Annotated in this window: 13 protein-coding genes; 5 read left to right on the plus strand and 8 right to left on the minus strand. The window is 55.8% G+C overall.

Going from position 1 to position 25586, the window contains the following annotated elements; genetic code table 11:
* Positions 1 to 382: 382 nt before the first annotated feature.
* From Pla52nx_RS01045 to Pla52nx_RS01070, 6 genes are all read right to left on the minus strand, one after another.
* Positions 383 to 946: a four helix bundle suffix domain-containing protein gene (locus Pla52nx_RS01045; RefSeq protein ID WP_146517709.1), complete on the minus strand. Its 564-nt coding sequence runs from the start codon at positions 944 to 946 to the stop codon at positions 383 to 385.
* Positions 947 to 1136: 190 nt separating this feature from the next.
* On the minus strand, positions 1137 to 2369 hold the full coding sequence (locus tag Pla52nx_RS01050; protein WP_146517710.1) for an FHA domain-containing serine/threonine-protein kinase: 1233 nt from the start codon (positions 2367 to 2369) through the stop codon (positions 1137 to 1139).
* Positions 2370 to 2373: 4 nt separating this feature from the next.
* The gene (locus tag Pla52nx_RS01055) at positions 2374 to 8250 is read right to left on the minus strand and encodes a protein kinase domain-containing protein (RefSeq protein WP_146517711.1); all 5877 of its coding nucleotides are present in this window, start codon (positions 8248 to 8250) and stop codon (positions 2374 to 2376) included.
* 66 nt (positions 8251 to 8316) lie between these two features.
* Positions 8317 to 8910 (minus strand): ECF-type sigma factor, encoded by a 594-nt coding sequence (locus tag Pla52nx_RS01060; RefSeq protein ID WP_197454147.1) that lies wholly within the window; start codon positions 8908 to 8910, stop codon positions 8317 to 8319.
* A 2-nt stretch (positions 8911 to 8912) separates the two neighbouring features.
* Entirely contained in the window at positions 8913 to 9425 is a 513-nt protein-coding gene (locus Pla52nx_RS01065) for a hypothetical protein (RefSeq protein WP_146517713.1), read from the minus strand.
* A gap of 127 nt (positions 9426 to 9552) precedes the next feature.
* Positions 9553 to 12900, minus strand: coding sequence for a serine/threonine-protein kinase (locus Pla52nx_RS01070; protein ID WP_146517714.1), 3348 nt, complete (start codon positions 12898 to 12900; stop codon positions 9553 to 9555).
* 139 nt (positions 12901 to 13039) lie between these two features.
* Here Pla52nx_RS01070 and Pla52nx_RS01075 point away from each other — a divergent pair, with 139 nt between their 5' ends.
* From Pla52nx_RS01075 to Pla52nx_RS01085, 3 genes are all read left to right on the plus strand, one after another.
* Positions 13040 to 13690: an ECF-type sigma factor gene (locus tag Pla52nx_RS01075; protein ID WP_197454149.1), complete on the plus strand. Its 651-nt coding sequence runs from the start codon at positions 13040 to 13042 to the stop codon at positions 13688 to 13690.
* A 4-nt stretch (positions 13691 to 13694) separates the two neighbouring features.
* A complete protein-coding gene (locus Pla52nx_RS01080; protein WP_146517716.1) occupies positions 13695 to 14453 on the plus strand; it encodes a hypothetical protein in 759 nt (252 codons plus the stop codon).
* Positions 14454 to 14572: 119 nt separating this feature from the next.
* Positions 14573 to 19504, plus strand: coding sequence for a cadherin domain-containing protein (locus Pla52nx_RS01085; protein ID WP_146517717.1), 4932 nt, complete (start codon positions 14573 to 14575; stop codon positions 19502 to 19504).
* Positions 19505 to 19588: 84 nt separating this feature from the next.
* Here the strand turns inward: Pla52nx_RS01085 and Pla52nx_RS01090 are convergent, their stop codons facing one another.
* A complete protein-coding gene (locus Pla52nx_RS01090) occupies positions 19589 to 20086 on the minus strand; it encodes a hypothetical protein (RefSeq protein WP_146517718.1) in 498 nt (165 codons plus the stop codon).
* A gap of 325 nt (positions 20087 to 20411) precedes the next feature.
* Here Pla52nx_RS01090 and Pla52nx_RS01095 point away from each other — a divergent pair, with 325 nt between their 5' ends.
* Complete coding sequence (locus Pla52nx_RS01095) at positions 20412 to 23792, plus strand: PVC-type heme-binding CxxCH protein (RefSeq protein ID WP_146517719.1); 3381 nt, start codon at positions 20412 to 20414, stop codon at positions 23790 to 23792.
* Positions 23793 to 23797: 5 nt separating this feature from the next.
* Positions 23798 to 24814: a tRNA dihydrouridine synthase DusB gene (gene dusB / locus Pla52nx_RS01100; RefSeq protein WP_231741560.1), complete on the plus strand. Its 1017-nt coding sequence runs from the start codon at positions 23798 to 23800 to the stop codon at positions 24812 to 24814.
* A 117-nt stretch (positions 24815 to 24931) separates the two neighbouring features.
* On the opposite strand, the gene Pla52nx_RS01105 is transcribed toward dusB, so the two are convergent.
* Positions 24932 to 25375 carry a PDZ domain-containing protein gene (locus Pla52nx_RS01105; RefSeq protein ID WP_146517721.1) on the minus strand — a complete coding sequence of 148 codons (444 nt, stop codon included), beginning with the start codon at positions 25373 to 25375 and terminating at the stop codon, positions 24932 to 24934.
* Between the last annotated feature and the right edge of the window lie 211 nt (positions 25376 to 25586).

Below are 25586 nucleotides of genomic sequence, written 5' to 3' on the forward strand. Positions count from 1 at the left end.
TTGTTGGTTGTTGGTTGTTGGTTGTTGGTTGTTGGTTGTTGGTTGTTGGTTGGGGCGGTCGGGGAGTAGATAGGACCAATAGGACAGATGCGACCCATGTGTCCTATCAGTCTCATTGGTCCTATCTCAGGAGTACAGATGGGACCAACAGGACAAATGCGACCCATGTGTCCTATCAGTCTCATTGGTCCTATCTCAGGAGTGCAGATGGGACCAACAGGACAAATGCGACCCATGTGTCCTATTAGTCTCATTGGTCCTATCTCAGGAGTGCAGATGGGACCTATAGGACAGATGCGACCCATGTGTCCTATCAGTCCCATAGGTCCTATCTACCCCACGACGAGCTCAACCGCGCCGGCAAACAACCCCAAACCCAGCCCTATCGGCGATCGCGGCTTTTCAACCTCGCGCGATGCATTCGCTCTCGCATTCCACCCTCGCTCATGAACGCGGTCTCCAATTGTCGGATCTGTTGATCGAGCAAATAGTTCGTCTGGTGCACCAAACAAATCGCGATGTTCGCCACGACCGTGCTTGGCCGTGACTCCACGTATGGCCGATAGGTCGCATATGTCTCCTCGGTCCCATCCGTACGACGTCCCATTCGGCGTACAAACAGTGCCTCCTTGCTATTCTTGTCCCACAGCTCAGCATCTTGCGATCTCAAATGGTCGCGATAATCCTCCAGCAATTCTTCCAAACTTGCGCGGGCGACATTGGTCAGTTTGATTTCCGTTTCTTTGGAGGTTCCCGATGCCATCGACCCCTCGATGATGTTCTGCTTACCACTGCGGGCCGCCTGGATCATCTGATCCACTGTGCGATCGAACTTGCTGAGAAACCGGCGACAGAATTGAACGGTTATGTCGTAGACGATCACCGATTTTTTGTAGGACAGCAAATCCTGATATCCGCCATGCGGTGGAATGAATCCCTCGCTCATGGCACAGCCCCCCAGGCGTCAGAGTAGAAAAGATGAGACCGTGTTTCTAGCACGAGATCGTCCCAGGGGCAAATGGGACCAATGGGACAAATGCGACCCATGGGTCCTATCAGTCCCATTGGTCCCATCTACTCCCCGCCGATCCCCAGTCGCCCCCAAGCGACAGCCCCCAAACAGCTGCCCACCCATCTCAATCCGCGTGCAACGCATTGAACATCCCTACCCGATCCAAATCCTTCAACAACTCTCTCGGTGTTTGATACCGATCATCGGGTCGCTTGGTCAGCAACTGCATCACGATATCTTGGAATCGATCTTCGATCGACAACTGAAACTCCTTCGGAGGCCTCGGTTCTTTGTCACGCACTTGCTGGATCAACACCGGCAGTGATTCGCCCTCAAACGGTGGCCGCCCGGTCAACAAAGCGTACAGAGTCGCGCCCAGTCCATACAAATCGCTTCGATGATCGGCTGACGCACTGTCGCGTGTGCGCTCAGGTGACATGTAGGGAACGTCACCGATCAACTGTCCTGGCTGGGTGACTTGTTTGGCCATCGTTCCTTCCATCGCCTTTGCCAGCACCAGGTCACCCAGCAGACAGACCTTGTCCGATGACCTCTGCAGAATATTTGCGGGGGTCACGTTGCGGTGGACAATATGATTCTCATGAGCTTCGTTCAGGGCGCGGGCGATGTGTACGGCCACTCGCCAAACGGCTCTCCAATCCAGCATGCCTTCGATACCGATTCGGTCGATGACATGGAGCATGCTTTCACCGTCGACATACTCCATCGCCGCCCAACAAAAGGGTCCTTTCTTGCCCGCGTTGTACAAACGCACGATGTTGGGATGTTTGATCGGCAGCATGGTTTTCATGGCCCGAACGAAACGCTCTTTTTGCTCTTCACTGTTGGCAAAATCCGGCGCCAGAACTTTCACGGCGACAGGACGCTCGCGTTTGGTATCGGTTCCCTTGAACACCATGCCGGAGTTCCCCATCGTGATGATGGAATCCAATCGATAGTCTGCAAACGACTCACCGACGAGGTCCTGCAGCCGTTTCGATTTCGGTTGTGGCTTGGGTCTTCCAAAGGCTTGATCCCCAGCAATGGTGGCTTCATCTTGGATACCATCGATCACGAATCGAATCTCAGTCTCGCCCAAACGAAAGACTTCGCCTGATCTCAATTCGTGTTCAGTGATTTGCGTCTGACCGACGTGCGTTCCGCCGGTGCTGCCCGCATCTGTCAAAATGGTCTTGCCGCCGTCCACGGCCACGCGACAGTGCACGCGTGACATCCGTGGGTCGTTGATTTGGGTATTGCTGGCTTGCCCGCGACCGATGGTCAGTGTTTGGCCATCGTCGAGCCGAAAGGTGCGTCCGCTATCGGGACCGCTGAGCACAATCAATTGTCGTTGCATGGTTTTACTCGTTCTCTATTTCTAACAGTTGCAGCCAAGTCTGAAATTCAGCATTTCTTTGATCAAACTCTTCTCTGTGCGCAGACAACAAGCAACCGATGAGGTCGTTTCCACGGGGAATGACCACCCATCGTGCGATCGTTCCTTTTGCCTCGCTGTCGAGCGTTTTGCTCATTGATCTGCCGGTACCGAAACCTTCGACGATCGCATCTGCGGAATCGATTCCCGCGATCTTGGTCAGTCCTTTGCGGTACACACTCACGTTCAAACTTGTCTTCAGCCCGTCAACCAGTCCGTCCGCCATCTTCTCAATGGCCACATCGTTTCCATCTTTGGCAAAGAATACAATGAGGGCAGATCGACGGGTCGGAAACCACCCTCGCAGCGCTTGGCCGGGCACGGCAAAGTCGCGAACGGATGCGTCACGATAAAACGTCGGAGTTTGAACTTTGATTCCATGTCCCAGATCCAATGCTTCGTCAGGCAGATTGTCTTGAACTGCGATTGACCGAAGGTAGGGGGCACTGATCAAGTCCGACTTGATCTGCACTGCTTTTTTCGCGGCACTTTCCATCGTCACTGGGTCACAAATGGAGAACGATTGCAGTGAAAGGTCCGCCCATAGCTCTGGGGCTGCGTTTTCGGCCTGCACCAGTTCCTTTGCCAGATCATAAGCCTCCTGGTGACGCGTGGCATCCACTAGACGCAACATCAACTCCCAGCGGTCATCCTGCTGACGTCCTGCCGCGACCAAACGATCCAACGTTTCCCAATCCGCCGGTTTGGAAACCAATACGTTCCCGTTGGTCTTCAGTCCCGTCAGTCCATTTCGTTCGTGATAGATTTTCCAACTTCCCCCAACACGTCTCAATTTCACCTTGTTTTCAAATCGCCAGGAACCAAACGGGATCGCCCAAACATACTCGCTCGTTTGCACCGCTTCATCTCCATCAATGTCAACATCCGCTCGTCCACGCACAAAGAGTTCTTCGATCGACGGTGCCCCCTGGCTAAAGATTCTCTGAGTCTTCACATAGTCTGCATGTGAAATTTCAATGTCGTATTGGTTGGGAGTCGCTTCGCGACCTTCAACATGCACGGCATCGTCTGTGTAGGTTGCAAAGAAATCGGCTAGATCGAAATGACACCGGGCACGCTGCTGCGGTTCGAATGTCAGCATCTTGATCGCTTCGATATCTTCGGCAAGCGTCTTGTCTTCTGGTTCGGGCAAGCTGATCTCCTGCTCCACCTTGTTTGCCCAGGCAACGGCGTTGGCATCTTTCTGCCAATGTTCACTACGCATCAACTCAGTGAGTCGATCGATAGCCAGTCGTACTCGGGGCTGATCTTCTTTTGCATGGGACACCAGTGCCAGCAACGCCATGTGAATGGGATGCGACATCAACTCCGTCGATTGATGCGCAGCCTCAGCCTGTTTCAGAAAATCCAACGCGGCTGATAAATCACCTGATCGATAGTGCGCTGCCGCCAAGAGTTGTCGGTATTCAAAATCATCGGAATCCTTTAGCTCTTCGTTCAGCAAGTCGATGAACGGTTGATAAGACGTGAGTTCAGATTCTGGATCCAGTAAGAGTTGCTTGACGGCTTTCTTTCGCTCCGCTCCGTCTTCCTTTTGCAAATTGGCGTACTGTAACGCGAGTTTCTTGACCGAATCGGAAACATCCTCACGTTGCTCGATCGATTTGACGACCAGCGACGTCAATTTCAGTTCGTTCCGAAGTTTGAATTCCAGATCCGTCGCAGCGACTTCATCTCGCGTCGACTCGGGCGCCCGAACCACCAGATTGTCGATAAAGAAGACATCGCCGGCTTTTCCAAAGGAGCCCTGTATTTGAATCGACGGCACCCACATCGAGTCCGGGACATCGGCCTGCAACAACGGCTTTCCGTCGACAAACATCTCCCACCTGCCGTGTTGTCGAACGGTCTTGAGTTTGTATTTTCGACCGGGCTCAAACCAGTTTCGGGGACCTGAGCGAGCGGTTTCGGAAAATCCGCCGGCTGCTTGCACGACCACAGAACCACCCTGACGGGTCTGATTAAAATACGGCTGATCCGCTGCGACGAATAGCGAATCCAACGCATTCTCATTCGCAGCGTCTGCGAGCTTGGTTTCGATGACGATGCCACTGGGTGCCCAAGCGTCGAATTCGATTTCGACGACGCTGGGAAACCATGCTTTGGGAATCAGCGTTGTTGCGGAGAAGTTTGGGATGGGAACGGACGGCATGAGCTTCAGCGTTCCTTTGGCCGCGCCGTCGTTGATTTCCCAGTCGCCGTTGACAACGGTCCATCCATCCCCCAGATCGGCTCGATCGAAGTCATCAGAAAAGATCACCGGCCATTGACCGTCGGCCGACTCGTCCGCCAAAAACAGCTCACCGCTACCGAGGTCCCTGACGGTCACGTAGGGAGCTTCGCCGAAGGTCAGGATTGTCTTGCCATTGGGACTGACGGCAACGTCAAACACTTCCATCGAATCGCCTTTGAGTTCGATCAACATGTCGCCCGACTCGGCGTCCCACAAACGAGTCGAACGGTCGACACCAGAGCTGATCACTCGTCGGCCATCGGGTGAGAACGCCACGCCCATCACTGCGCTGGAGTGATCGATTTTTTCCCACAGCCGTTCGCCGCTCTCGACATCCCAAACCCCGACTTCCCAACTGCGTTTTCCAGTTGCCAGTTGTTTGCCATCGGGCGAGAATCCGACCGCGTAAAAGATCTCCTGATCATTGCCGAGCTTTTTGATCAGCTCTCCGGTCGCTGAGTCGATCAAGTGAACCGGATGAATGTAGGACGCGACGGCCAGGACCTTACCGTCTGGGCTGAGTGCCATGTCAGTGACGCCACCGATCTGATCGGACCGGAAAGCGATTTTTTCTTGGCCGAAATCCCAGGCAATCAATTCGCCTCGGTGCGGCACCGCCTGACTGCCTGTCGCCGAGTAGATCAACTTGCTGTCTGGGCTGAAGATCAGCTTGGCGATCGGCCCCTCATGCCCCTGGATCACCTGGCGTTTCTTCATCTGATCGAGATCCCAGATCATCAGCTTGCCGGTGAGACTCTCGTTGACGCCGCCTTCACCCGATGCGAGCCATTTTCCGTCTGGGCTAAACGCCACGGCACCGACATGTTGGTCATGGTCCGTGAATGTGTGAGTGTTTTTTCGAGAGGCCAGATCAAAAAGTCGAACAGTATCGTCCTTGCTAGCGGTAGCGACCCGTTTTCCATCAGGGGAAAACGCGGCGGACTCTACAAAAGAGAGATTTCCCACCAACCAATCCTTTTCCTGACTGGGGTCCGGATAGACGGATGCGGCTTGCACCTGAGCTACGTCGTCCGCATCGGCCAATGCTGCTTCTCGGATGTAACCGTCACCACCATCCGCTGGCCAGATTTTGATCGTCGTGTCGGCACCGCCACTGAGCAACCACTGTCCGTCCGGGGTGTAGGCGACACTCCAAACACCGTAGACGGTTCCTAGCTTGTGACCTCGAAAGCGAAACATTTCGCGTCGCTGGGCGACATCCCAAATGCGGATCGTTCCGTCCAAGCCGGACGAAGCGATCCGCTTGCCGTCGGGACTAAAACACACGCTCAGCACACTATTGCGATGACCATACAACGAAGCAATCTGTTCACTGGAATCGGCATCGTAAAGATGAATCGGGCCGTTGGACGCGACGGCGAGTATCTGGTTGTCTGGTGAGATGGCAACATCAATGGCATCGATTCGGTAGTTCCGATCCTCAATCTCGTCGACTTTCTTTCCGTTGGTTGCATCGTAGATTTGAATCATCCCATCAAAAGTCTTCCAAACCAATCGTTTGCCGTCGGGACTGAAATTGACATCGTGCACCATCCGGCGTGCTTCGTCTGTAATCTCCAAAACCCTCTCGCCGGTCTGCGCGTTCCAGATCCGAATCGATTTGTCAGGCCCCGTGGTGACCAATTGCGTTCCGTCGAAATTGAAATTGGCCCAAGCTGTGCCGCCGTTGTGCGCCGGTATCTGCAACAACTCTTTGCCCGTCGCCACATCCATGATCACCACAGGCCCGTCGCTGACCGTCTCCAAGGCCACCCGTGTCGCATCGGGTGAAATCGCGAACCCTCGGTAGGGATACTTTTGTGTCACCGTTCCCGAAGCGAGGTCCCAGAGATAGACCGCCACATCGATTGAGGGAACACTGTGGACTCGCCCGATCGACACCAGCGTCTTGCCATCGGCAGACATCTGCATTCGGAATGGAATTCCGGCGTGTCCTCGCAGCGTTTGCTTGTCACTATGGCATAGTTTTTTGACATACTCCCATTCCCAATCGCGATACTTGGGTGGCGTGTTGTTCAACAAATCCTCGGAGCGGGTCACGTTGTCATCTTGCCAAGCCTGATAGGCCAAGGAAATGGTCCTCGCGTACAGGGTGCGTTCTGATTTCTCCTTTTCCTGCGTCAATGCGTCATTGGCTCGCTCGGCCACCAATTTCGCAGCCTTCTCTTTTTCCGCAGCTGATTCGGCGGCCAGCTTCGCCTGATTTGCTTGATCCTCGCGGTCTTCCGCCAGCGATCGGAGGCTGGACTGCTGAACGGCAGCCAGTGGTCCACCGATAGAAACCACCACCAACAACATGGCTGCCAGCGCCCCCAACCCCGCGATCAACGGCTTTCGCTTCGCCCAACGCCAGGCTCGTTCGATCGGTGTGATGCTGCGAGCCAGGATGGGTTCTCCGCTGAGAAAACGCTGCAGGTCCTCGGCAAGCTCTCCTGCGGTTTGGTATCGACGGCGAGGGTCTTTCTCCAACGCCTTGAGCGCGATGGTTTCCAGGTCCCGTGGGGTCTTGGGGGCAAGTTGACGCGGGGGCACCGGCTCCTTTTCCAGCACTTGCATCAATGTGTCCAAGTGACTGGCGGCTTGGAACGGCGGTCGGCCCGTGACCAGTGCGTACAGGATGCCGCCGAGAGAGTACACGTCAGCACGATGATCGATCTCATCGATCTTGCCCGCCGCTTGCTCGGGAGGCATGTAGCTGGGCGTTCCGAGAATCTGCCCCGATGCGGTCAGTTGATCGTTGCCTTGAATCTGCTTGGCCAACCCAAAGTCCGTCACACGCGGCGACCACTGCGATAGCGTTGCTTGTGAACCGCTCGTTGTCGACAATGCTGATGAAACACTGGCTCCAGAATGCTCGCCGCGTTTTTGAATCAGCACATTGGCCGGTTTCAAGTCACGGTGAATCACACCTTGCTGGTGCGCATACTGAATCGCTTCGGCAATCTTGAGCGTCAACTGTGCCGCGTCTGCCGGTGCCAACGGATGCTCGGCGATCAACTCCGACAAACTCGATCCGTCGACGTAGCCCATCGAGAAATAGTGTTGGCCGTCGACCTCGCCGACCTCGTAAATGGGAACGATGCCGGGGTGATCCAAGTTCGCTGCGGCTTCTGCTTCGGCGTGAAATCGCTGAACTTCTTGTTCGCCGGCCAACTGTCCGGCGAGAATCATTTTCAATGCGACAATGCGATTCAAGCTGGTCTGTCGCGCCCGATAGACGACGCCCATGCCACCACGAGCGATCTCGCTGACCAGTTCGTAGTCGCCAAAGTAGCGGATCTTGCCACCCACGCGCCAATTGGATTGCGGGCCGGGCAGCGTGCCCAGTTCGTCTTCGCCATCCGAAGATGAGTCCGGCGGCAGCGTCGCTTCGTCAGCGCTCGAACCAAGTGAACTCGCAGGATCGGGGCCATGGGCGGGTAAGGTGAGCTCGTCTGCAGGCCCACTGGTGCTAGGCCCATTGGAGATTGCTCCAGGTGGAATGGTCGGCAGATCCTGATCATCGTTGTCGTTCGTTGAGTCGTTCATCGGAGTGGATTCGCTGCGGAAGAGTCGTTCTCAGAAAAAAGGGGTGCAATGCTGCTCCAGGACTCGCTATGTCCAGGTCGACCAATGACGACGAATCAAGTCGAGTTTTCGCTCGATGGTCCGAACGGCGATGCCCAGGTGGTTGGCGAGTTCCACGTTCGTCGTCCCGTTCATCTTTTCCAACGCAATCGTTCGCAACACGGGGTCCGGCAATCGATTGAGCAGTCGTTGGTACTGTTCCTCCATTTCGAGCAAGATATCCGGGGAGGCGTTGTGACTCAAAAGCGACTCCAAGCGTACACCATCCCTGTCAAAAACCGAGTCGCCGCGAACTTTGCCCGAGCCCCGTTTGATCCGCTGATCTCGGCGTACATGATCAATGATGTCGTGGCGGGTCCAGGCCAGCAACATGTGCCACAAATCGGTGCGATTGTCGATTTCCGGCAGGGTTCCGCGATCCGCACGTGCACACAACGCCGTCATCACGCCCGTCGCAATGTCTTCTTCGTCCGCGACCCGGCGGTTCGCTCCACTCATTTGCTCGCGGGCGAATCGGACCAACGAATCAAAAAAGCGATTCCAAAGTCGCTCGGCGGCGTCGGCGTGACCCTGACGCAGGTTGTCGAACAGGACAGTAATGGATTGAGGTTCTGTCGCCACGGTCATTCAGAACCAAGATCGGCTGGCTGTGTTTCACTTGCTTTCAGCTCTTGCTGAGCTTGTTTCACCGCAACTCCAACGATGATCCAGCAGGTACCCGCAGAGAGAAAATACATTGCAAAGACTTGAAAAATCAATCTCGTGTCGTTGTCATCAAGGTGCGACTGAGGCTGCAACCCTTCTCGAAGCGCACCGGTCAGGGCAAGCCCAAATACAGCCGCGGCCAGCGTCGGAATCCAAAACGTCACTAGCGAAAGGGTGAAGGTCATCGGTCGAGTCAGCTGCTGTTCCGGTGACATTTTCCCCAACAGTTGCTTGGCAAATCCGGGTCCGCCCGTCAGCCCCATCACCACGCCGATCCAGGCGGTGAGGACAATGTAGAACGTCCAAGCTGGCGAGTTCTCGAAAAAGCTCAGAACGGTCGCGAGCACACCCAACCAAAAATTGAGTCCAATTCCGAACGCCATCTTGCGAAGGCTTTCGAGTTTCTTTGCGTCTGGTATGGCTTGATTCATGGATCCAACTTCAGGGTGATTTGCGAACGATTCTATGGTCGCCCAACCACCCCATGGACAAACGGAACTCGGCTGCGACAGTCCGTCACAAAAAGACTGTGAAGGAGTCGGCGCCGACTGCCCCAGTTTAATCGTCTGCTGCCCCCCATACCGGAAGCGGTGCTCCCAGTTCGTCAAAAAGATCCGCGGAAAGCCCCCACTCTGATTTAGCCTGCGTGACCTTCACCACTAGGGTGTGTTGTCCCGGTTCAACCGGGAATCTCACGGTCGTCGTCGAGTTGTAGAGCCCTCGTGCCTGCGGCGACGACAGTAGGGTTCTGCCATCGAGCCAGACCTGCATTCCGTCGTCACTGCAGAGTTTCAAAAGGAGGGTTTGCGCCTCGACGATTTCAAACGTCGTCCAAGCGAGCACTGCGGCATCCTCGCGATCCCAAATAGAGTCTCTTGTGTCCTCAGATTCTGGGCGAAACCAGATCGGAGCGCCGACTTCGACCTCGACCGTTTTGGATGGCACGACGTCACTGGGATTCGACAACAATTCTCTTTGCCCGGGCAACTCGCGCTCCAGAGATTGGATAGACGTGGGATCGGCTAGGTCAAATGGTTCACTGAGTTTCCAAACCTGACTCTGCAGTAACCATTGTCTCAGATTCTGATTCCGAGACAGGATCTCGTCAGCGTCCGACGCCGATTCCGGTTTCGTTGCCGCTGCATCTGTTGCCACCACGACACTGCCGTTGTCAGCCGCTCTCGGCAGAATGCTGTCGACAATGGATTGACGCCACGATCGCATTTCCTGGATCGTCTGACCTCGCTTTCGCCGGACGAATTCCATGGTCCGTTGAATGGCGAGTCCCTTTTGCTGGATGGTTTCTGCGGAATCATCTTTCCCAAACGTCACGGATTTGAGTCGCTGAGTGATTTCGTCATAACGGTTGAGTCTCGCTAGCTGCTCTGCCCGGTATCGAAAAGGAACCGCCTCCACACCTAACCACTGCTCCAATTCGTCGAGCAATTCCAGTCCTTGTTCGTCTTTGCCAGTCAGGAACATGTGGCTGGCTGATGAGAACATCACATCCCTGCGAACGCCCTTGTCTAGATTGGCAACGCTATTGCTATCCATCGCGTCCAATTCTCTAAGATCGCTGAGTGCCTGCGAGCAAACCTCAGCCGATTCCTTTGACCAGCCTACGCTGGCCAAGTAGTTCGCCATCTTCATGCGCTCGTACACGAGCTCTTGCCTGGGTGCGATGTCCTCGGGATTTCGTTGAATTCGTCGCAACTCGTGATTGATTGACGATCGCAATGCCATGATTGCTGGCGGCTGAATGACAAAGAACTGTTGTTGAAAGAACATTACCGTCAAGCACAGGACGCCGATCAATGTGCCACTGAGAATCGCCATGTGCCAGCGACGAATGACCGCCATGATCAGCAACAGCGAGGCGATGAAGCAAACAACGGGTAGCGTCCATCGGATGTAGTAGTGATCACCGGATATCATGAGCGTTGAGACGTCAATCCAAAACAGGATCGACGCGGTCACGAGCGCAAAAGCAAAGCATCCGTAGCTGAAGAGGGCGCGACCAAGCGAGTGGGCTCTCAGCAAAGATCCTGCGACGACGGTTTGGACCACTCCGATGGTTGCGAACATGACCAGCACGATGAAGGTTGCGACCCACATTCCGGTCAGACTTTTGTACTGCAGAGCAATCTTGATCTTTCTCACCAATGCCCACGAGACTTCGTTGCTGGCCAATTTGCTAACCGCCGGATAATCACGAATCAGGCTGCTGCGGCCATCCTTTCCATACGCTGCTAGCGATCCGAGCAGTTCGAGGTCTTCGCCCATCGACTGCGGACCGTTGCCATACATGTACGTCGTTGTGATCACCGGCCCCATCCCGGCGACGAGCCCGATCAAACCCGCCAATAAACCGACCGACAAACCAGAGAGCACGTCGCCGAATCGGCTCTTGGTCTTGACAAATTTTGCCGTCAACAGTCCCGCGACAGATGACGTGGCCATCAGGACACTCATAAAAAAACCGCGGAGTGAACCGAACAGACTGGACATCAATGCCGGAGTGGAATCTGGGTTCAGCGTGTCGATCGCGGAACGATGGTTCTCTGGAGATCCGCCGAATGTACTTGCCCACAACGAGAACCCCACCAGTACCCCCACAGCAGAAGCAATGACGGGAACCCACATGACATTTCCAACATTGTTCTTCATCCATGACTTCGCAACCTCGACAGCAGTGGGAGGACGAACTGACAAGAGTTCCCCCGCGTCGAAAGCCTTCAAGTCGGCGGCAAATGCCGCGGCACTATTGTATCGGTTCGCGGGATCTTTCTCGAGAGATTTGAGAACGATCAATTCCAAGTCCGCCGGAATTTCGGCGTCGCATTGTCTTGGCCGAGTCGGCGGGTCGCTGATGACCGACATCAAGGTGTCCAAAACGGTTTCCGATGCATGCGGTGGTCGGCCACATAGCAACTGATACAGAATTGCACCGAGTGAATAGATGTCGGTGGATGTGGTCACGCCTTTTCCGGACGCTTGCTCGGGAGACATGAAACCAGGTGTCCCCACCACCGCGCCGGTTTGTGTCAGTTGCTCTCCCGACTCCAGCTTTCTCGCCAAACCAAAGTCGGTCACCATCGGCATCCCATCGCCGTCGATCAAGACGTTGCCCGGTTTCAAGTCTCTGTGCAGAATGCCTCGCTGATGCGCGTGATGAATCGCGTCTGCGATTTGCACAACAAGCTGAACGATTTTCCCATGATCCCCGCGTAGTTCGGGCGAAAGCTCCGTCAGTGTCTTTCCCTCAATCAGCTTCATCGAAAAATAGTGCTGACCATTGTGCTCGCCGATGTCGTAGATCGGAACGATCCCAGGATGATCCAAGTTCGCGGCCGATTCGGCCTCCAGTTGAAAACGACGGATTTCGTTTTCGCCGGCGATCTGCCCTGACAGAATCATCTTCAACGCGATCACACGATTGAGACTGATTTGCTTGGCTTTGTAGACCACTCCCATGCCGCCGCGAGCGATCTCACTGAGCAACTCGTAGTCGCCGAAGTAACGGATTCGATCACCCAGGCTCGGTTCGAAGGGGGCCGGACCGTCTGGGGCGATGGTGGCCATCTCAGCGGAATTCGATTCGCGAACCGTTTTGCTCCCTGTTGAAAAGGCCTGTTGGACGGCATCCCGGATCTCCTCCGGCAACTGATATCGGTCGGGTTCGGGCGTCTCACCTCGACTGAGAGAGTAGTCTCGATCCAACGAAATCAACTCCACTGCCAGTCGCCTGCGATCATCCACGGTCGCCGTCAAGCGATCGACGAACTCACCGACCTGAGGTCTTTCATCCGCTTTCAGAGCGGCTTCGAATTCGTCACAGATGGCATCGATCTGTGACGCGATGGAAAGATCGATCGTCGGTTCGTTGTCTGACATTTCTTCGGTCACGCTGATTTCCCTGTGGAGTCCCTCATCAGATAGGGCGCCGACGTGAAATGTAACCCGACACCGATTCTGGGGATTTTAGGACAAATTCTGAACGCGATGCGTGACGATCGGGAGCATCACGATCTCGACGATGCCCTCGATGCGTGATAATCTGTACAGAAATGGTTTTCCCCACGAACTTGATGTGACTGACAACGACGCCACTCCCGATCCAATGGACTTCACGCATCCCGATGCGGCAAAGAAGCTGTGGGAGACGTTTTATCATCGTCTCTGCTTGGCCGTTCGACAGCGGGTTCGGAACATTCGACGACCGGTGGCCAGTGAGAGCGAAGTCGCCTTGAGTGCGATAAACAGTTTCTTCAATCGTGCCCGTGACGGACAGTTCCCCGATCTGGCGGACGAAGAAGAATTATGGCGGTTGCTCAAAACCATTGCGATTCGCAAGACCAACGACCTGCGAAAACATTTGCGGGCGCAGAAACGTGGTGGCAATCACGTCGTCTATAATCAGTCCGATCTAGACGATGAAGACGCACCGCTGGCCGGTGTCGATGCGGCGTCTGGACGAGAAATCACACCTGCTCTGGAAGCAGAACTTTCGGACTTGATGCAAGTCTTGCTGGAAAGACTGCCCGATGATCGACACCGCGACGTCATCTTGCTGAAATTACAGGGTGCTTCCGTCCCTACGATCGCCGAACACCTTTCCACGACCACCCGAACCGTTCAACGGATGATCAAAAAGATCGAAGCGGAATGGCAGTCCGACCTGTTCGACACCCAGTGATGCAGTGACCGACGATAGACAACTCAGCGACGGTGACTTGCTGGACCAACTCGATCAGTCATGGATCGCCGGCGGGCCCGTTGACCTTGCCGAGTTGCTCAGTCGTGTTTCTGCGGACGACTCGACACTCGCTCAAGAACTCTGCGCCGCCGACTTGGAGTGGCGATGGCGGGCCGACTCGCCCAATAAACCGTCGGCGCGAGTGTACGCTTCATTGCTGGGCCGACATTGGGACGATGCGGAGTGCCGGCGAAATCTCATGGAAGCCGAGTGGTGCGTGAGATGCGTTTGGGGTGACGCACCCGATGTCGATGAGTTTGCGAAAGCTCTACCTGAGAGATTGGGTTGGTCATCCGATCTGTCACGGCAATTGCACGCCTTGGTCCCTTGGACGACCACACTTTCTGGCGCGTCCATGAAGCGACCCGTGGTCATCCAAGTCAATCATGATTTTGTGATCGGCAGACAGGGTGCCAAGGAGCCCCAAGCACCGTCGTGGATTGCCTCGAAAAAACGACTGATCGTTGCCAACTCACATTTCCGCATCATGTCACGCGATCAACTGCGTGTGCGTCGCACCAGAACGTCTGAAATTGAAATCACGAACATTTCCAAGACCGCTCCGTTCGACTCCGAACAAGCTCAATTGCAACCCGGTGAATCGATCCGACGGCCCCTGCCAACGGCAATCTCGATCGGTGAAGTCAATCTGGAGATCACTTTGCCAAGCCAAGCAATTGGTAGAAAGAACGGTGCAAATTAAGACTTTTTTGATCACAGTTGTCGCTGATAGCCTTCATTCTCCCATGAGATACCATGGGAACTCGCCGTATCCGTCAGCACCGCTGAGTGCATACCGCCTAGCATTTTCATTCCGGATTCATGCATCGATCAATCAAACCAAGCAAACGTAAACTCTCTATTGAGCGACTGGATGACCGCAGGGTTCTTGCTGCATTGGTCGATGGGATTGGCCCCGGTGATCATTCGACTGCCGCAGGCCCCGGAGCTTCCGATAATTTCGAGTGCGGTTTATTTGGCGCCTTTGGCCTGCAGTGTGAACAGGATCGAACGGAGAATCCGCCCCCAAAGGAAAAGGAATTTGTTGTCTTCGAAGACTTTGACGAAGAAGAAATCGACGAGGAAAAACCCGTTATTAGACCATCGATGGTGACCGGATCCTTCCTGTGGGGCGCCGCAGATGCTCGGGTGTCGAGACAAGCCGCACTGTCATTTGATGACATTCAACAAGGTCGATCGGATACATGCAGCTTTTCGTCGGCTCTTGCCTCGGTCGCCCGGACCAATTTCAACTTGGCCTCAGGGATTCGCCTCGCAGAGATTCTTGGAGACAGCCAATACATTTTTCAGGTTCGGTTGTACCGTGAAGTCAACAATGTCTTTGAGCCGACCTGGATCGACGTTCCGTTTGATGAGACCCTGGAACCGGACGATCTCAAATCAACGGATCGTGGTGAGTTCTGGCCAGCGCTCTACCTGAGAGCGTACTTGACGTTCAGCGACGCCGTCGACGGAAACTATCGATCAATGCACGAATCGATGAGGGCTTTGACGGGACTCGGTCACACTCGCCTGACACCAGATGGTTCCGTCGCGCAGGCTCAACAAATGTTGAACGCGTTGGAAAACGGAAGCCCGATCATGACTGCTACTCGAAACGATTCAGGAGATTTCCTATTAGAGACAACTTACGGACTCGTGAATAACCACGCCTATACCGTCATGGGCGTGGAAATCAATTCGAGTTCTCCGGATGGTATCTTCGTTACCATTCGAAACCCCTGGGCACGCGACACATCGTACTCATTCTATGATGCAGATGGTGACGGAAACGTGAGCTTGGGAGAATCGTACGATGCACAATACGGCATCGATGGACGAAACGACGGTATCATTCGAGTTCCCTGGCCGGTGTTTTCCCAACAGTTCGATGACATCGTCATAAGTGACTTGACCGGCCCGAACATCAACGAAGTGCAAGAGCCAACGCGGCAACTGGTTTTCGATCAGCCGGAGATTGATCCTGTCACCATTGGCACCGGCGAAGAGCTCGCAATATCGTTTCACGCGACGGACCCGCAAGGTGGGTATCCACTCTACGGACTCCATACAGAAAGCCCTGGATACATCCACCCTCAGTCCGGTGAGTTTCGCTGGCGTCCAAAATCGACGGACGCTGGCACTTGGGTGGTCACCGTCGATGCGGAAGTCAATCCCTTCGTTACCGGGGCGGTGACTTTCGTCGTCAACGTGGAATCGCAGACACCCACTGTCGATTCATTGGCCTCGTCGCAGACATCCATCCAGAGCAACGGGCAAGATGAATTGACGCTGACGGCCGCAGGTGTTTCGACGATCGCGGACTTGGCGGTGGACGTCGAGTTCTGGAGAGACGCCGATGGCAACGGGACTTTCAGCAGCCGACACGATGTTTTCTTGGGATCCGATGGTGCGGACGAAGGAAAGTTTGAATGGAACGGCTATGTAAGTGGTTTATCGGCAGGCAATCAAGTCTTCTTTGCCCGACCGAAAGTTTCCACCTTTGACGACACCATCTACGGTGATGGCGTGGCGGTCGATGTGTTGATCACCCAGTCGTTGCAGGAGGATCCGGTAGCCCTTCCGGTCGGCAACCCAATCTTTTATCCAATTCAGCTACCGTCCAACACGGTCAGATATCGCCAACCGCTTCCACAGGGCGGGCAGAGAGCCATTTTTTCTACCAATGATTCTAACGCCGAGTTTGGCTTCTTTGATCTCCAAGGAGCGATCATTCCCGGAACGCAAAAGCGATTGCTTGACCCTGGCGAAGAATTGCTGGATGTCGCGTTTCTCGACGACGGTCAGTTTGCTGTGCTCTACAGCCGTGACAATGGCCCGTATGGTCAGTGGTTCGATGTGCAGGGAAACCCGCTCGGTGACGCAGTGGGCTACGACAACACCTACCACAACCTCAGCACCCCCAGCAACCATAGAAGTAACAGCGACATTGCTGTCGCTTCATTTGACGGCGAGATGCACGCGATTGTCGTTTTTGCGACCGGTGCATTTCTAGAGGAAGACGTTTTCTCCTTCACGTTTTCTCGCGGAGAATCGAACACATCCGATACTCAAATCACGAAGTCATTGTGGCAGGTGAGCGAGGGCACGGCGGCGGGAAATCGACTCCCGAGAGTCACGATGAACGAAGTTGGTTTCGGAGTCGTTGTTTGGCTAGACTCTGCGAGCGGCGATACCTTTGACGCTCGCAGAGCGCGTGGTCTCGAGTTTTCCGACTACGGCAGGCAGTTCATTGACCCCGAATTCGAAATCGGAAACGCAAACAACCCCGAGATCGCTCCGGCCGTTTCGATGAATCGGAATCGAGATTTCGTTGTTTCCTACTCAGAGTTTGAATTTCCCTCTGATGGCACCGGGGACGATGTCCAGGCCCGATTCTTCCGCCATGCTGCTAACCCAGGCGATCGCATCGGTGAAGACGAACCGTTTCAGGTCAATTCTTTCGTGGGGGGCAACCAGTTTTCGGGATCCGTGGCGATGAGCAATTCGGGATGGTCAGCCATCGTGTGGTCCAGTTGGGGACAAGATGCGGGTGACGCAAGCTTTGAAACAGGTGTCTATGCTCAGTTGTACAATCCCCAAGGTCGACCAGCCGGGCCGGAATTCCAAGTTCCCATCGCAACGGAAGGAAACCAACGGCTTGTTTCGGTTGAAATTGATGACGATGCGGATCTTTTCATTTCTTATCACGATTTTGAAACCGAATCGCGTTACTTGCGGCTCTACAGCACGAACGTCGCGCCATCGCTGGACACTCAAAATCCATTCTCCGTTTCAGAAAACAGTCCCGTTGGCACGATGGTGACGACGTTGATGGCCAACGATTTAGATGGTGACAACGTTCGCTTTGCCATCGTCGGCGATAGTCCCTTTGCTGTGGATGAGATAACCGGGGAACTAACAGTCGTCGATCCCACCGCGCTCGATCGAGAGACGAACGCGGAGATTCAAGTGGCCGTTCAACTGACCGATGATGCAGACGACCCAAAATCCGTGGTGGTGACCGCCACGGTCAACGTGACGGAGGTCAACGAAGGGCCCGTTTCCGAAAACGTCACTTTCACGATCAATGAATTGAGTCCGGTCGGTCATGTGGTGGGAACCGTTCCGGCTTTCGATCCCGATGAGCAGGAATCGCTGATCTTTTCCATTCAAGAGGAAACTCCCTTCGGGATCAACGCGCGCAGCGGGCAACTGTTTGTCGTCGATCAAACCGCTCTCGACTTTGAAACGACTCCGTCTTTTCAGTTTGATGTAGTGGTCACCGATGGCAATGACCAGCAAACGACCGCAACTGTCACCGTCGAATTGACCGACGTCGACGAAACCACCATCAATGTTGCACCGAAACTCGTCGAATTGCCCGCGGCCGTTTTCTACATCGATGGTCAAGCTGCATCTCTGGTGTTCCCAAACGTTCTCGTCGAAGATCCCGACGCGAGTGATTACACCGGAGGTCGTTTGCGAGCCGAAAACATCTCATTCCCGTGGGATGATGACCGATTGGTTTTCCAGGAACTCGGCGGTGTGTCGTTGAGCGGTGACAGCGTCCAGGTGGACGGAGTGTTGATCGGCCAAATCACGCGAGATGGATTGGGACGCAATGCCTTGCAAGTTGTCTTCAACAGCGATGCTACTCCCGAGCGGTTGACACGATTGATCCGATCGATCGCCTTCCAGACGCCCAATCAAGATCGACCGTCTGACAGCCGAGTGTTTCGATTGACTTTGGCCGACACAGATGGCAACACGACATCGGTCACGACCTTTGCAGCAGTACGCAACGCGAGCGACCAACCCGGCGGACTCTTTGAGAGCATCGGAACGGACGCAAACGACGTGTTCAACTTGGAATCGTTTGCCGCGGGTCAGAATTCGGTCAACGGAAAATTGGGCGTCGATACATTGCGAATCACCGGCGGTGGACAAAGTCTGGATCTGACATCGATCGCAAACGCCATCTTGACCGATGTGGAAGTGCTGGACATTCGAGGGTCGGGCGGCAATCAACTGACTCTCAATCTGGACGAAGTTCTCAATCTCAGCGCCACCTCCGACACGGTGCAGATTCACCATGATGCCGATGACACCATCACGATTGGTGATGGCTGGAACGTGGAGGCACCGGTTCTGTCCGGCGGAAGCTTCTGGCACGTGCTGACCCAAGACACCGCGACCCTGCGGATCGCAAACGCCAAGCCGTTTTCGAACCCCTTCTTGGCGATGGACGTCAACCATGACGATCGTGTTTCTGCGTTGGACGCTTTGGACATCATCAACCGACTCGCGTTGATCCCACGTGACAGCAGCGAACGACGTGAAAGACTCTCGACGCCGACTGATCAGAGCGAGCTGGCTGGATTTTACTATTTCGATTCCAACGAAGACGATTTCGTCTCGGCGCTGGATGCGTTGTTCGTGATCAACCGATTGGCGGAAACTCGTACCGAAGGCGAGCGTATCGATGTCCCGCTTGGCAACGTTTCTCTACCGATCAGCTCGAAGTCGACGGATCACGCAATTGAGGACAGAAGGGTCACGGAGCAAATGATGCTTGGGGATATCGATCGATTCGCCCCACCGGTGACTCCGGCTGTCCCGTCTTGGCGTACGCAACAAAACCTATCGGCAATCGATCAAATCATGCAGAGTGATGACGACGCAAGCCCAACGGAGGAAGCAATCGCAACGTTGTCCGCCAAACTCGATCCACTCTCGCAGCCCCTCTCGTAATGGGATTCGCCAGAATTCCCCCTCCGCCACATTTCCCCGTACCCTTCGCAAAGGATTGCAGGCGAAATCCCCTATCGATCTCACTCACCCCAACGCGCGGCTGTAGCTGATCATGAACAGCATCAGGTGGATGGCCAAGCAACCGACCGCTCGTAACCGGTAGTGGGAGAACAGGCCAAAGATCGCCAGCACACTGCCAAGTCCAGCGATCAAAGTCCCGCCTCCGGGGAACCACCAGGCTGCGACGCTGGCGAACAGGATCACCATCGCTGAGGCGGCCACCGCGCCCATCGCGGTGTACCGAAGCGGACCGACATCGAAAATCTCTTCCGGTTCAGGTGGCAGCAGCGGCGTCGTGATTTCCGGGTCCACGGCAAAGGGAGATCCGACGCGAATTTCCTCGTTGCCCTCTGGCTGTGGTACCGATGGAGGTGTCCCGCCCGACCCTTGACCCGACCCTTGACCCGACCCTTGGTCCGTCACGCCTCCCGACTGGGCAATCGTCTCATCGATCGATCCCAATGCGGATCGATCCTCATCGGGCGCCGGTTCGGGGGTGTCGGTAAATCCTGAATCTGCCATGAAACCAATCGATTACTTCGTGACGTGAACGTCGTGACGACAATGCGGTCAATCGGGAGACGAAATTTGAATGTACCGTTTTGTGGGCACATTCGGGTCGATCTACCCCAATGGAATGTTGCCCCCGATCGCCCTTGCCAACTATCTTAGCAGTGCGTCGTGACGCATTCTCAGTAGTCTAGCGTGTCTGCCTCAGCGAGTGGTGACTCGTCTCGATCGCCGCCGCAGACTCGCACGCGTTTTCCTGGCCCACTCTCCCGAGCCAGATTCCTCGTGTTTTCGCCGTTTCAGTTACCGCTCACGTTTTCCACCAAGAACCCGATTGATGTCTAAACGTTACGCCTTTTGGCGATTGCTTGCCCCCACCGTCGTGCTCTGCTTGCTGTTATCTCCCCTTGCCTCGAACAGCCGCGGTGCAGACAAGAATGGAACCGCTCCCTTGGAGCCGGAGGTCGCCCAGGCATCGGACGAGCCCGCCGCAGCGATGGCTGCGATCAGCACCGCCGAGGGATGGAAGATCGACTTGTTTGCCGCCGAACCTCTGGTCGCCAACATCGTTACCTTTGATATCGATCATCGGGGCCGATTGTTCGTCTGCGAGTCCTACCGCCAGAACCGGGGCGTGACAGACAATCGTGGTCACGATGAGCAATGGTTGCTGGCCGACCTCGCCGCCCAGACCGTCCAAGACCGAATCGACTACCACAAACGCCTGCTCGGCGAAGCCGCCATCACGTACGCCCAGCACGACGATCGCATCCGCCGCGTATCGGACACCGATGGCGATGGCGTTGCGGATGAAAGCACCGTGTTTGCCAACGGGTTCAATCATTTGGAGGAGGGCACCGGGGCGGGCATCCTGGTTCGCGGCAGTGACGTGCTCTACACGTGCATTCCCAAATTGTGGAAGCTGACCGACGAGAACGATGATGGCGTCAGCGACCAACGCGCCGCCCTCTCGGACGGATACGGCGTCCGCGTCGCGTTCCGCGGACACGACCTTCACGGACTGACGATGGGACCCGATGGGCGAGTCTATTTTTCCATCGGCGACCGTGGGTATCACATCACAACACCCGACGGACGCATCTTGGCGGATCCGGCCAGTGGTGCGGTGTTCCGCTGCGAACTCGACGGCAGCGGCCTGGAAGTTTTCGCCACCGGACTACGCAACCCACAGGAACTCGCGTTCAATGACCTCGGCGATCTCTTCTCCGTCGACAACAACTCCGACAGCGGCGACAAAGCACGTATCGTGCACATCCTGCAAGACGGCGACACGGGCTGGCGAATGTATTACCAGTACCTACCCGACCGCGGACCATTCAACCGCGAACACATTTGGGAACCTCTCAGCGACGAACAACCCGCATACATCGTTCCGCCGATCGAAAACTTTACCGACGGCCCGAGTGGCTTTGCCTATTACCCTGGTACTGGTTTTGGCGATCAACTCAAGAACAAATTCTTGATCTGTGATTTCCGTGGCGGACCGAGCAACAGCGGCATCCGCTCTTTTGAATTGGACCCCAACGGCGCGACCTACAAACTGGGTGCCAATGATCAACCGATCTGGACATGCCTGGCCACCGACCTGGCGTTCGGTCCCGACGGAGCCCTGTACGTCAGCGACTGGGTCGACGGATGGGATGGACTTGGCAAGGGCCGCATTTACCGCGTCACGGATCCCCAACATGCCGACACGGATTTGATCGCGGACGTTCAGTCCAAGCTCGCGTCGGATTGGACACAGCGTGCCATTGCAGACCTGACCTCGGATCTGAAACATGCCGATCGCCGGGTCCGCTCGGAAGCTCAGTGGGAGCTGGCCCGACGGGGTGAACTCGACTCGCTTGCCAAAGTCGCAACCGATACCAAAGCATCATCGACCGCGCGGCTACACGCGACTTGGGGCATCGGGCAAATCGTTCGCACCGATGCAGACAACCTCGCCTCGGCGCTCGACGCCATCCGCCCACTGCTGAAGGACTCCGATTCGAACGTGGCCGCATCGGTCGCGCAGATCGCCGGCGAAGCGGGCGATAAGAAATCGGTAGACTTATTGAAACCGCTGGCCACCGGCAAAGAGACTTCACCACGTCTGCGATATTTTGCCATCCGTGCGTTGGGAAAGCTGGCCGACGCATCGATCTTGGAATCGGTCGTCTCGCTTGCCGCGGCCAACAAGAATGCCGACTACGCGATCCGCCATGCCGCCATCACCTATCTCGCATCGGCAGTCAAAGCCGACCAAATCGCGGCCTTGAGCAAACACTCTGACGCCAACGTTCGTCGCACCGCCGTGGTCGCACTGCGTCGACTACGTAGTCGTCAAATCAGTGCGTTCCTCAACGACACCGATCCGCTCGTGGTGGCCGAAGCCGTCAGGGCGATCCACGACGCATCGATCCAAGGCGCGTTTCCCGAACTGGCCGGGATGATCAAGAAATCCGATTCCCCGGCAATGAAGAATCCCGAGGCGGTTCGTCGAATCCTCAACGCAAACTATCGACTGGGAACCCCATCAGCCGCGGAAGCAATCGCTTCGTTCGCTGCCGGCGGTGACCATGATCCCGCGATGCGTTTGGAAGCCCTGGAGATGCTGAGTTCGTGGGCAACGCCCGATCCTCGCGACCGCGTCCTGGGACGCTACGATCCATTGGATGCGCGTCCCAAAACCGATGCCGCCAAAGCACTTGAGCCTCAAATCGAAGTGCTGATGATCTCCCCCGCAAAGATCCGTGACAAGACAACCGAAGTCGCGGCGGAGCTGGAGATCAAAAAGATCGCCACTGCTCTGGAACAAGAAATCGCATCGGGCAACAAGCCTGTCGAATCCAAAGCCGTCTCACTACGTGCACTGGCTCGTCTGAATCCGGCCGCAGCGGTCAAGTTGGCTCGCAAGATTGAACTTTCGCCGGCAACGCCTCTGTCAACCGCCGCCCTGAGCGTCTTGGCGCAGCATGACAAGGAAGCCTCTTTTGCAAAGATCGCGGAGGCGACCAAGAGCAGCGACACCGCGATCCGCCAACTGGCCTGGGACATCTTGGCCAAGATCAAATCGCCCGAAGCCGACAAGTTGCTCGCCGGCGCCCTCGACGACTACATCACCGCAAAGATGCCCGCTGACACGCGGCTCAATTGGGTGCAAGCAGCCAGCGGGCGATTGGACGCCGAGCTGACCGCAAAGCTTGCCGCCCACCAACAAAACGTCGCGGAGTCCGATCCCTTGGGCAAATGGCTCGACGCATTGGAAGGCGGTGACATCGACAATGGCAATCGACTGTTCTTTGGCAAGACCGAGCTGTCCTGCGTCCGCTGCCACAAAGTCGATCGAGCGGGCGGCGAAGTCGGCCCCAACTTGACCGTCATCGGCAAACAACGCGACCGCCGCTACTTGCTCGAATCCATCTGCCTGCCCAACGCGCAAGTCGCCAAGGGGTTCGAGACCGCGATGGTCGTCGACATCGATGGCAAAGTGACCTCGGGGATCGTCAAGACCGAGACCGACGACTACTTGGAACTGACGCTCGCCGATGGCAGCCAAGTCCGCATCGCGCAGGATGACATCGAAGCTCGCAAAAAAGGCAACTCGTCGATGCCAGCGGACTTGACGAAATACATGACAGAGCGTGAACTGCGCGACATCGTCGCTTACCTCGCCACTCTGAAAGTCGATCCGAGGGCCGCCTCCGACGTCGAATGAGCCTCATGACTCGACCGTTTCCGCCGCCTCCGCTGAAAATCGGTGACCTAGTTATCGATCCACCGATTCTGCAAGCGCCGATGGCAGGATTCACCAATGCCGCGTTCCGGCAAATGGTGCGTGAATTCGGCGGCGCGGGACTGCTGGCCACGGAAATGGTCAACGCCCGCGGATTTGTTTGGTTGGATGAAAACGAAGCCGAACACCCCGATCGGCTCTGGGGCGTCGCCGACGAACCGCGTCCCCTGGCCGTGCAAATCTGGGACAATGACCCCAATACGATGGCCAAAGTCGGCAAGCGTCTGGTGGAGGAATACAGCGTCAGCGTCGTCGACATCAATTTCGGCTGCCCCGTCCGCCAAGTCACCGAAAAAGCGCACAGCGGCAGCTACCTGCTCCGCGAACCCGATCGCATGTTTCGTATCATCGATCAACTGGTCAAAGCCTGTGCGCCGACACCGGTCACCGCCAAGATCCGTCTGGGTTGCTCACGCGAGAGCGTCAACTGCAACGAAGTCGCCCGAGTGGTGGAGGAAGCCGGCGCAGCCGCACTGACCGTCCACGGACGTACCGCCCAAGACATGTTTCGCGGCAACGCAGATTGGGAACGCATCAGCGAAATCAAGTCGCACTTGCGAAACATCCCACTGATCGGCAACGGCGATTTGGACTCGGCGGAAAAAGTCGTCGCGGCGTTTCAAAACTACAACGTCGATGGCGTCATGATTGCGCGAGCCTGCCTCGGTCGGCCTTGGTTGTTCGCCCAAGCCGCAGCGGCATTGCGTGGTGATCCGATCCCGCCCGATCCGACCCTCGACGATCAACGCCAGTGCATGCTGCATCACTACGAACTGGTACGTGATCGATTTGGCGAAGAAAAGGGCACCGTGCTGATGCGCAAATACGCGTGTTGCTACGCCCAAGGCAAGCGAGGCGCGAGGCACTTTCGCACCCACGTCGCCCGTGTCGCGACGGCGGGCGAGTTTTACCAAGTCGTCCAGGAACACTTTCCGACCCAGTGACATCCGCGAGCTACTCGGAGTCAGCGATTGGTTTCCGTTTTGTCGTCTTGCATAACGAAAAAAGCCCATCTGCTATGAAGCAGATGGGCATGAGTCGTTTCGATGTCGCGTTGGCCGTTACAGTGCGGTCGGGACGCCGCCACCGCCACCAGCAGATGCGGGATAGCAAGTCGTCTGAAAGACACTGCCGCAAGGTCGAACCACTTGGAGATGGACGGCAGGACCATTGAAGTTCACCGCAGCCGTCGGCACTCCGCCGCCGCCACCGCCTGCGGTCACGCTGTTCTGCAGAATCGCGACGCCTTGATAGTCGTTGTACGCATTGTGGAACGTCATTCCGTTGGACGACAGGATGACCATTCCGGGCTGTAATCCGGCTTGCTGGGCGGGTGAACCCGGTGCAACCGATCGGATCGAAAGTCCTTTTTGGTTGCCGTTCTGAACCAGCGAGACATTCATTCCGAAGGTCCAAGAGTTGGCAGGATACTGAGCTTCAGCGGTTTGGGTGCTGGTCAACAGGGCGGCGACGGCAACAGCGACGAGGGCGGCGAAACGTTTCATGACTGGGTTTCCTTGTTCTGGGAAGACTTGATTGAGTGGTTTGTTTTTGGCTTCGTTAGCCACCAACACCTGCGTCAAGCCACCCAAAACCCCTTAACCGTTTTCCAAAAAAACATCTCGCGTTCGTTTTCCCCGTAAAACACGGCTTTTCTGTCCCTCAGGAAACTTTCCCAGCCGCTTCACCGCCCTATTGTCGCTCGACGTTCCACGT

The sequence above is a fragment of the Stieleria varia genome, assembly GCF_038443385.1.
In the GTDB taxonomy this organism is placed as follows: domain Bacteria; phylum Planctomycetota; class Planctomycetia; order Pirellulales; family Pirellulaceae; genus Stieleria; species Stieleria varia.

Bases quoted from the DNA above. Each gene is read 5' to 3' on its own strand.
- Pla52nx_RS01045 (WP_146517709.1), bottom strand. From the start codon at position 946: ATGAGCGAGGGATTCATTCCACCGCATGGCGGATATCAGGATTTGCTG.
- Pla52nx_RS01050 (WP_146517710.1), bottom strand. From the start codon at position 2,369: ATGCAACGACAATTGATTGTGCTCAGCGGTCCCGATAGCGGACGCACC.
- Pla52nx_RS01055 (WP_146517711.1), bottom strand. From the start codon at position 8,250: ATGAACGACTCAACGAACGACAACGATGATCAGGATCTGCCGACCATT.
- Pla52nx_RS01065 (WP_146517713.1), bottom strand. From the start codon at position 9,425: ATGAATCAAGCCATACCAGACGCAAAGAAACTCGAAAGCCTTCGCAAG.
- Pla52nx_RS01075 (WP_197454149.1), top strand. From the start codon at position 13,040: ATGCGTGATAATCTGTACAGAAATGGTTTTCCCCACGAACTTGATGTG.
- Pla52nx_RS01085 (WP_146517717.1), top strand. From the start codon at position 14,573: ATGCATCGATCAATCAAACCAAGCAAACGTAAACTCTCTATTGAGCGA.
- Pla52nx_RS01090 (WP_146517718.1), bottom strand. From the start codon at position 20,086: ATGGCAGATTCAGGATTTACCGACACCCCCGAACCGGCGCCCGATGAG.
- Pla52nx_RS01095 (WP_146517719.1), top strand. From the start codon at position 20,412: ATGTCTAAACGTTACGCCTTTTGGCGATTGCTTGCCCCCACCGTCGTG.
- dusB (WP_231741560.1), top strand. From the start codon at position 23,798: ATGACTCGACCGTTTCCGCCGCCTCCGCTGAAAATCGGTGACCTAGTT.
- Pla52nx_RS01105 (WP_146517721.1), bottom strand. From the start codon at position 25,375: ATGAAACGTTTCGCCGCCCTCGTCGCTGTTGCCGTCGCCGCCCTGTTG.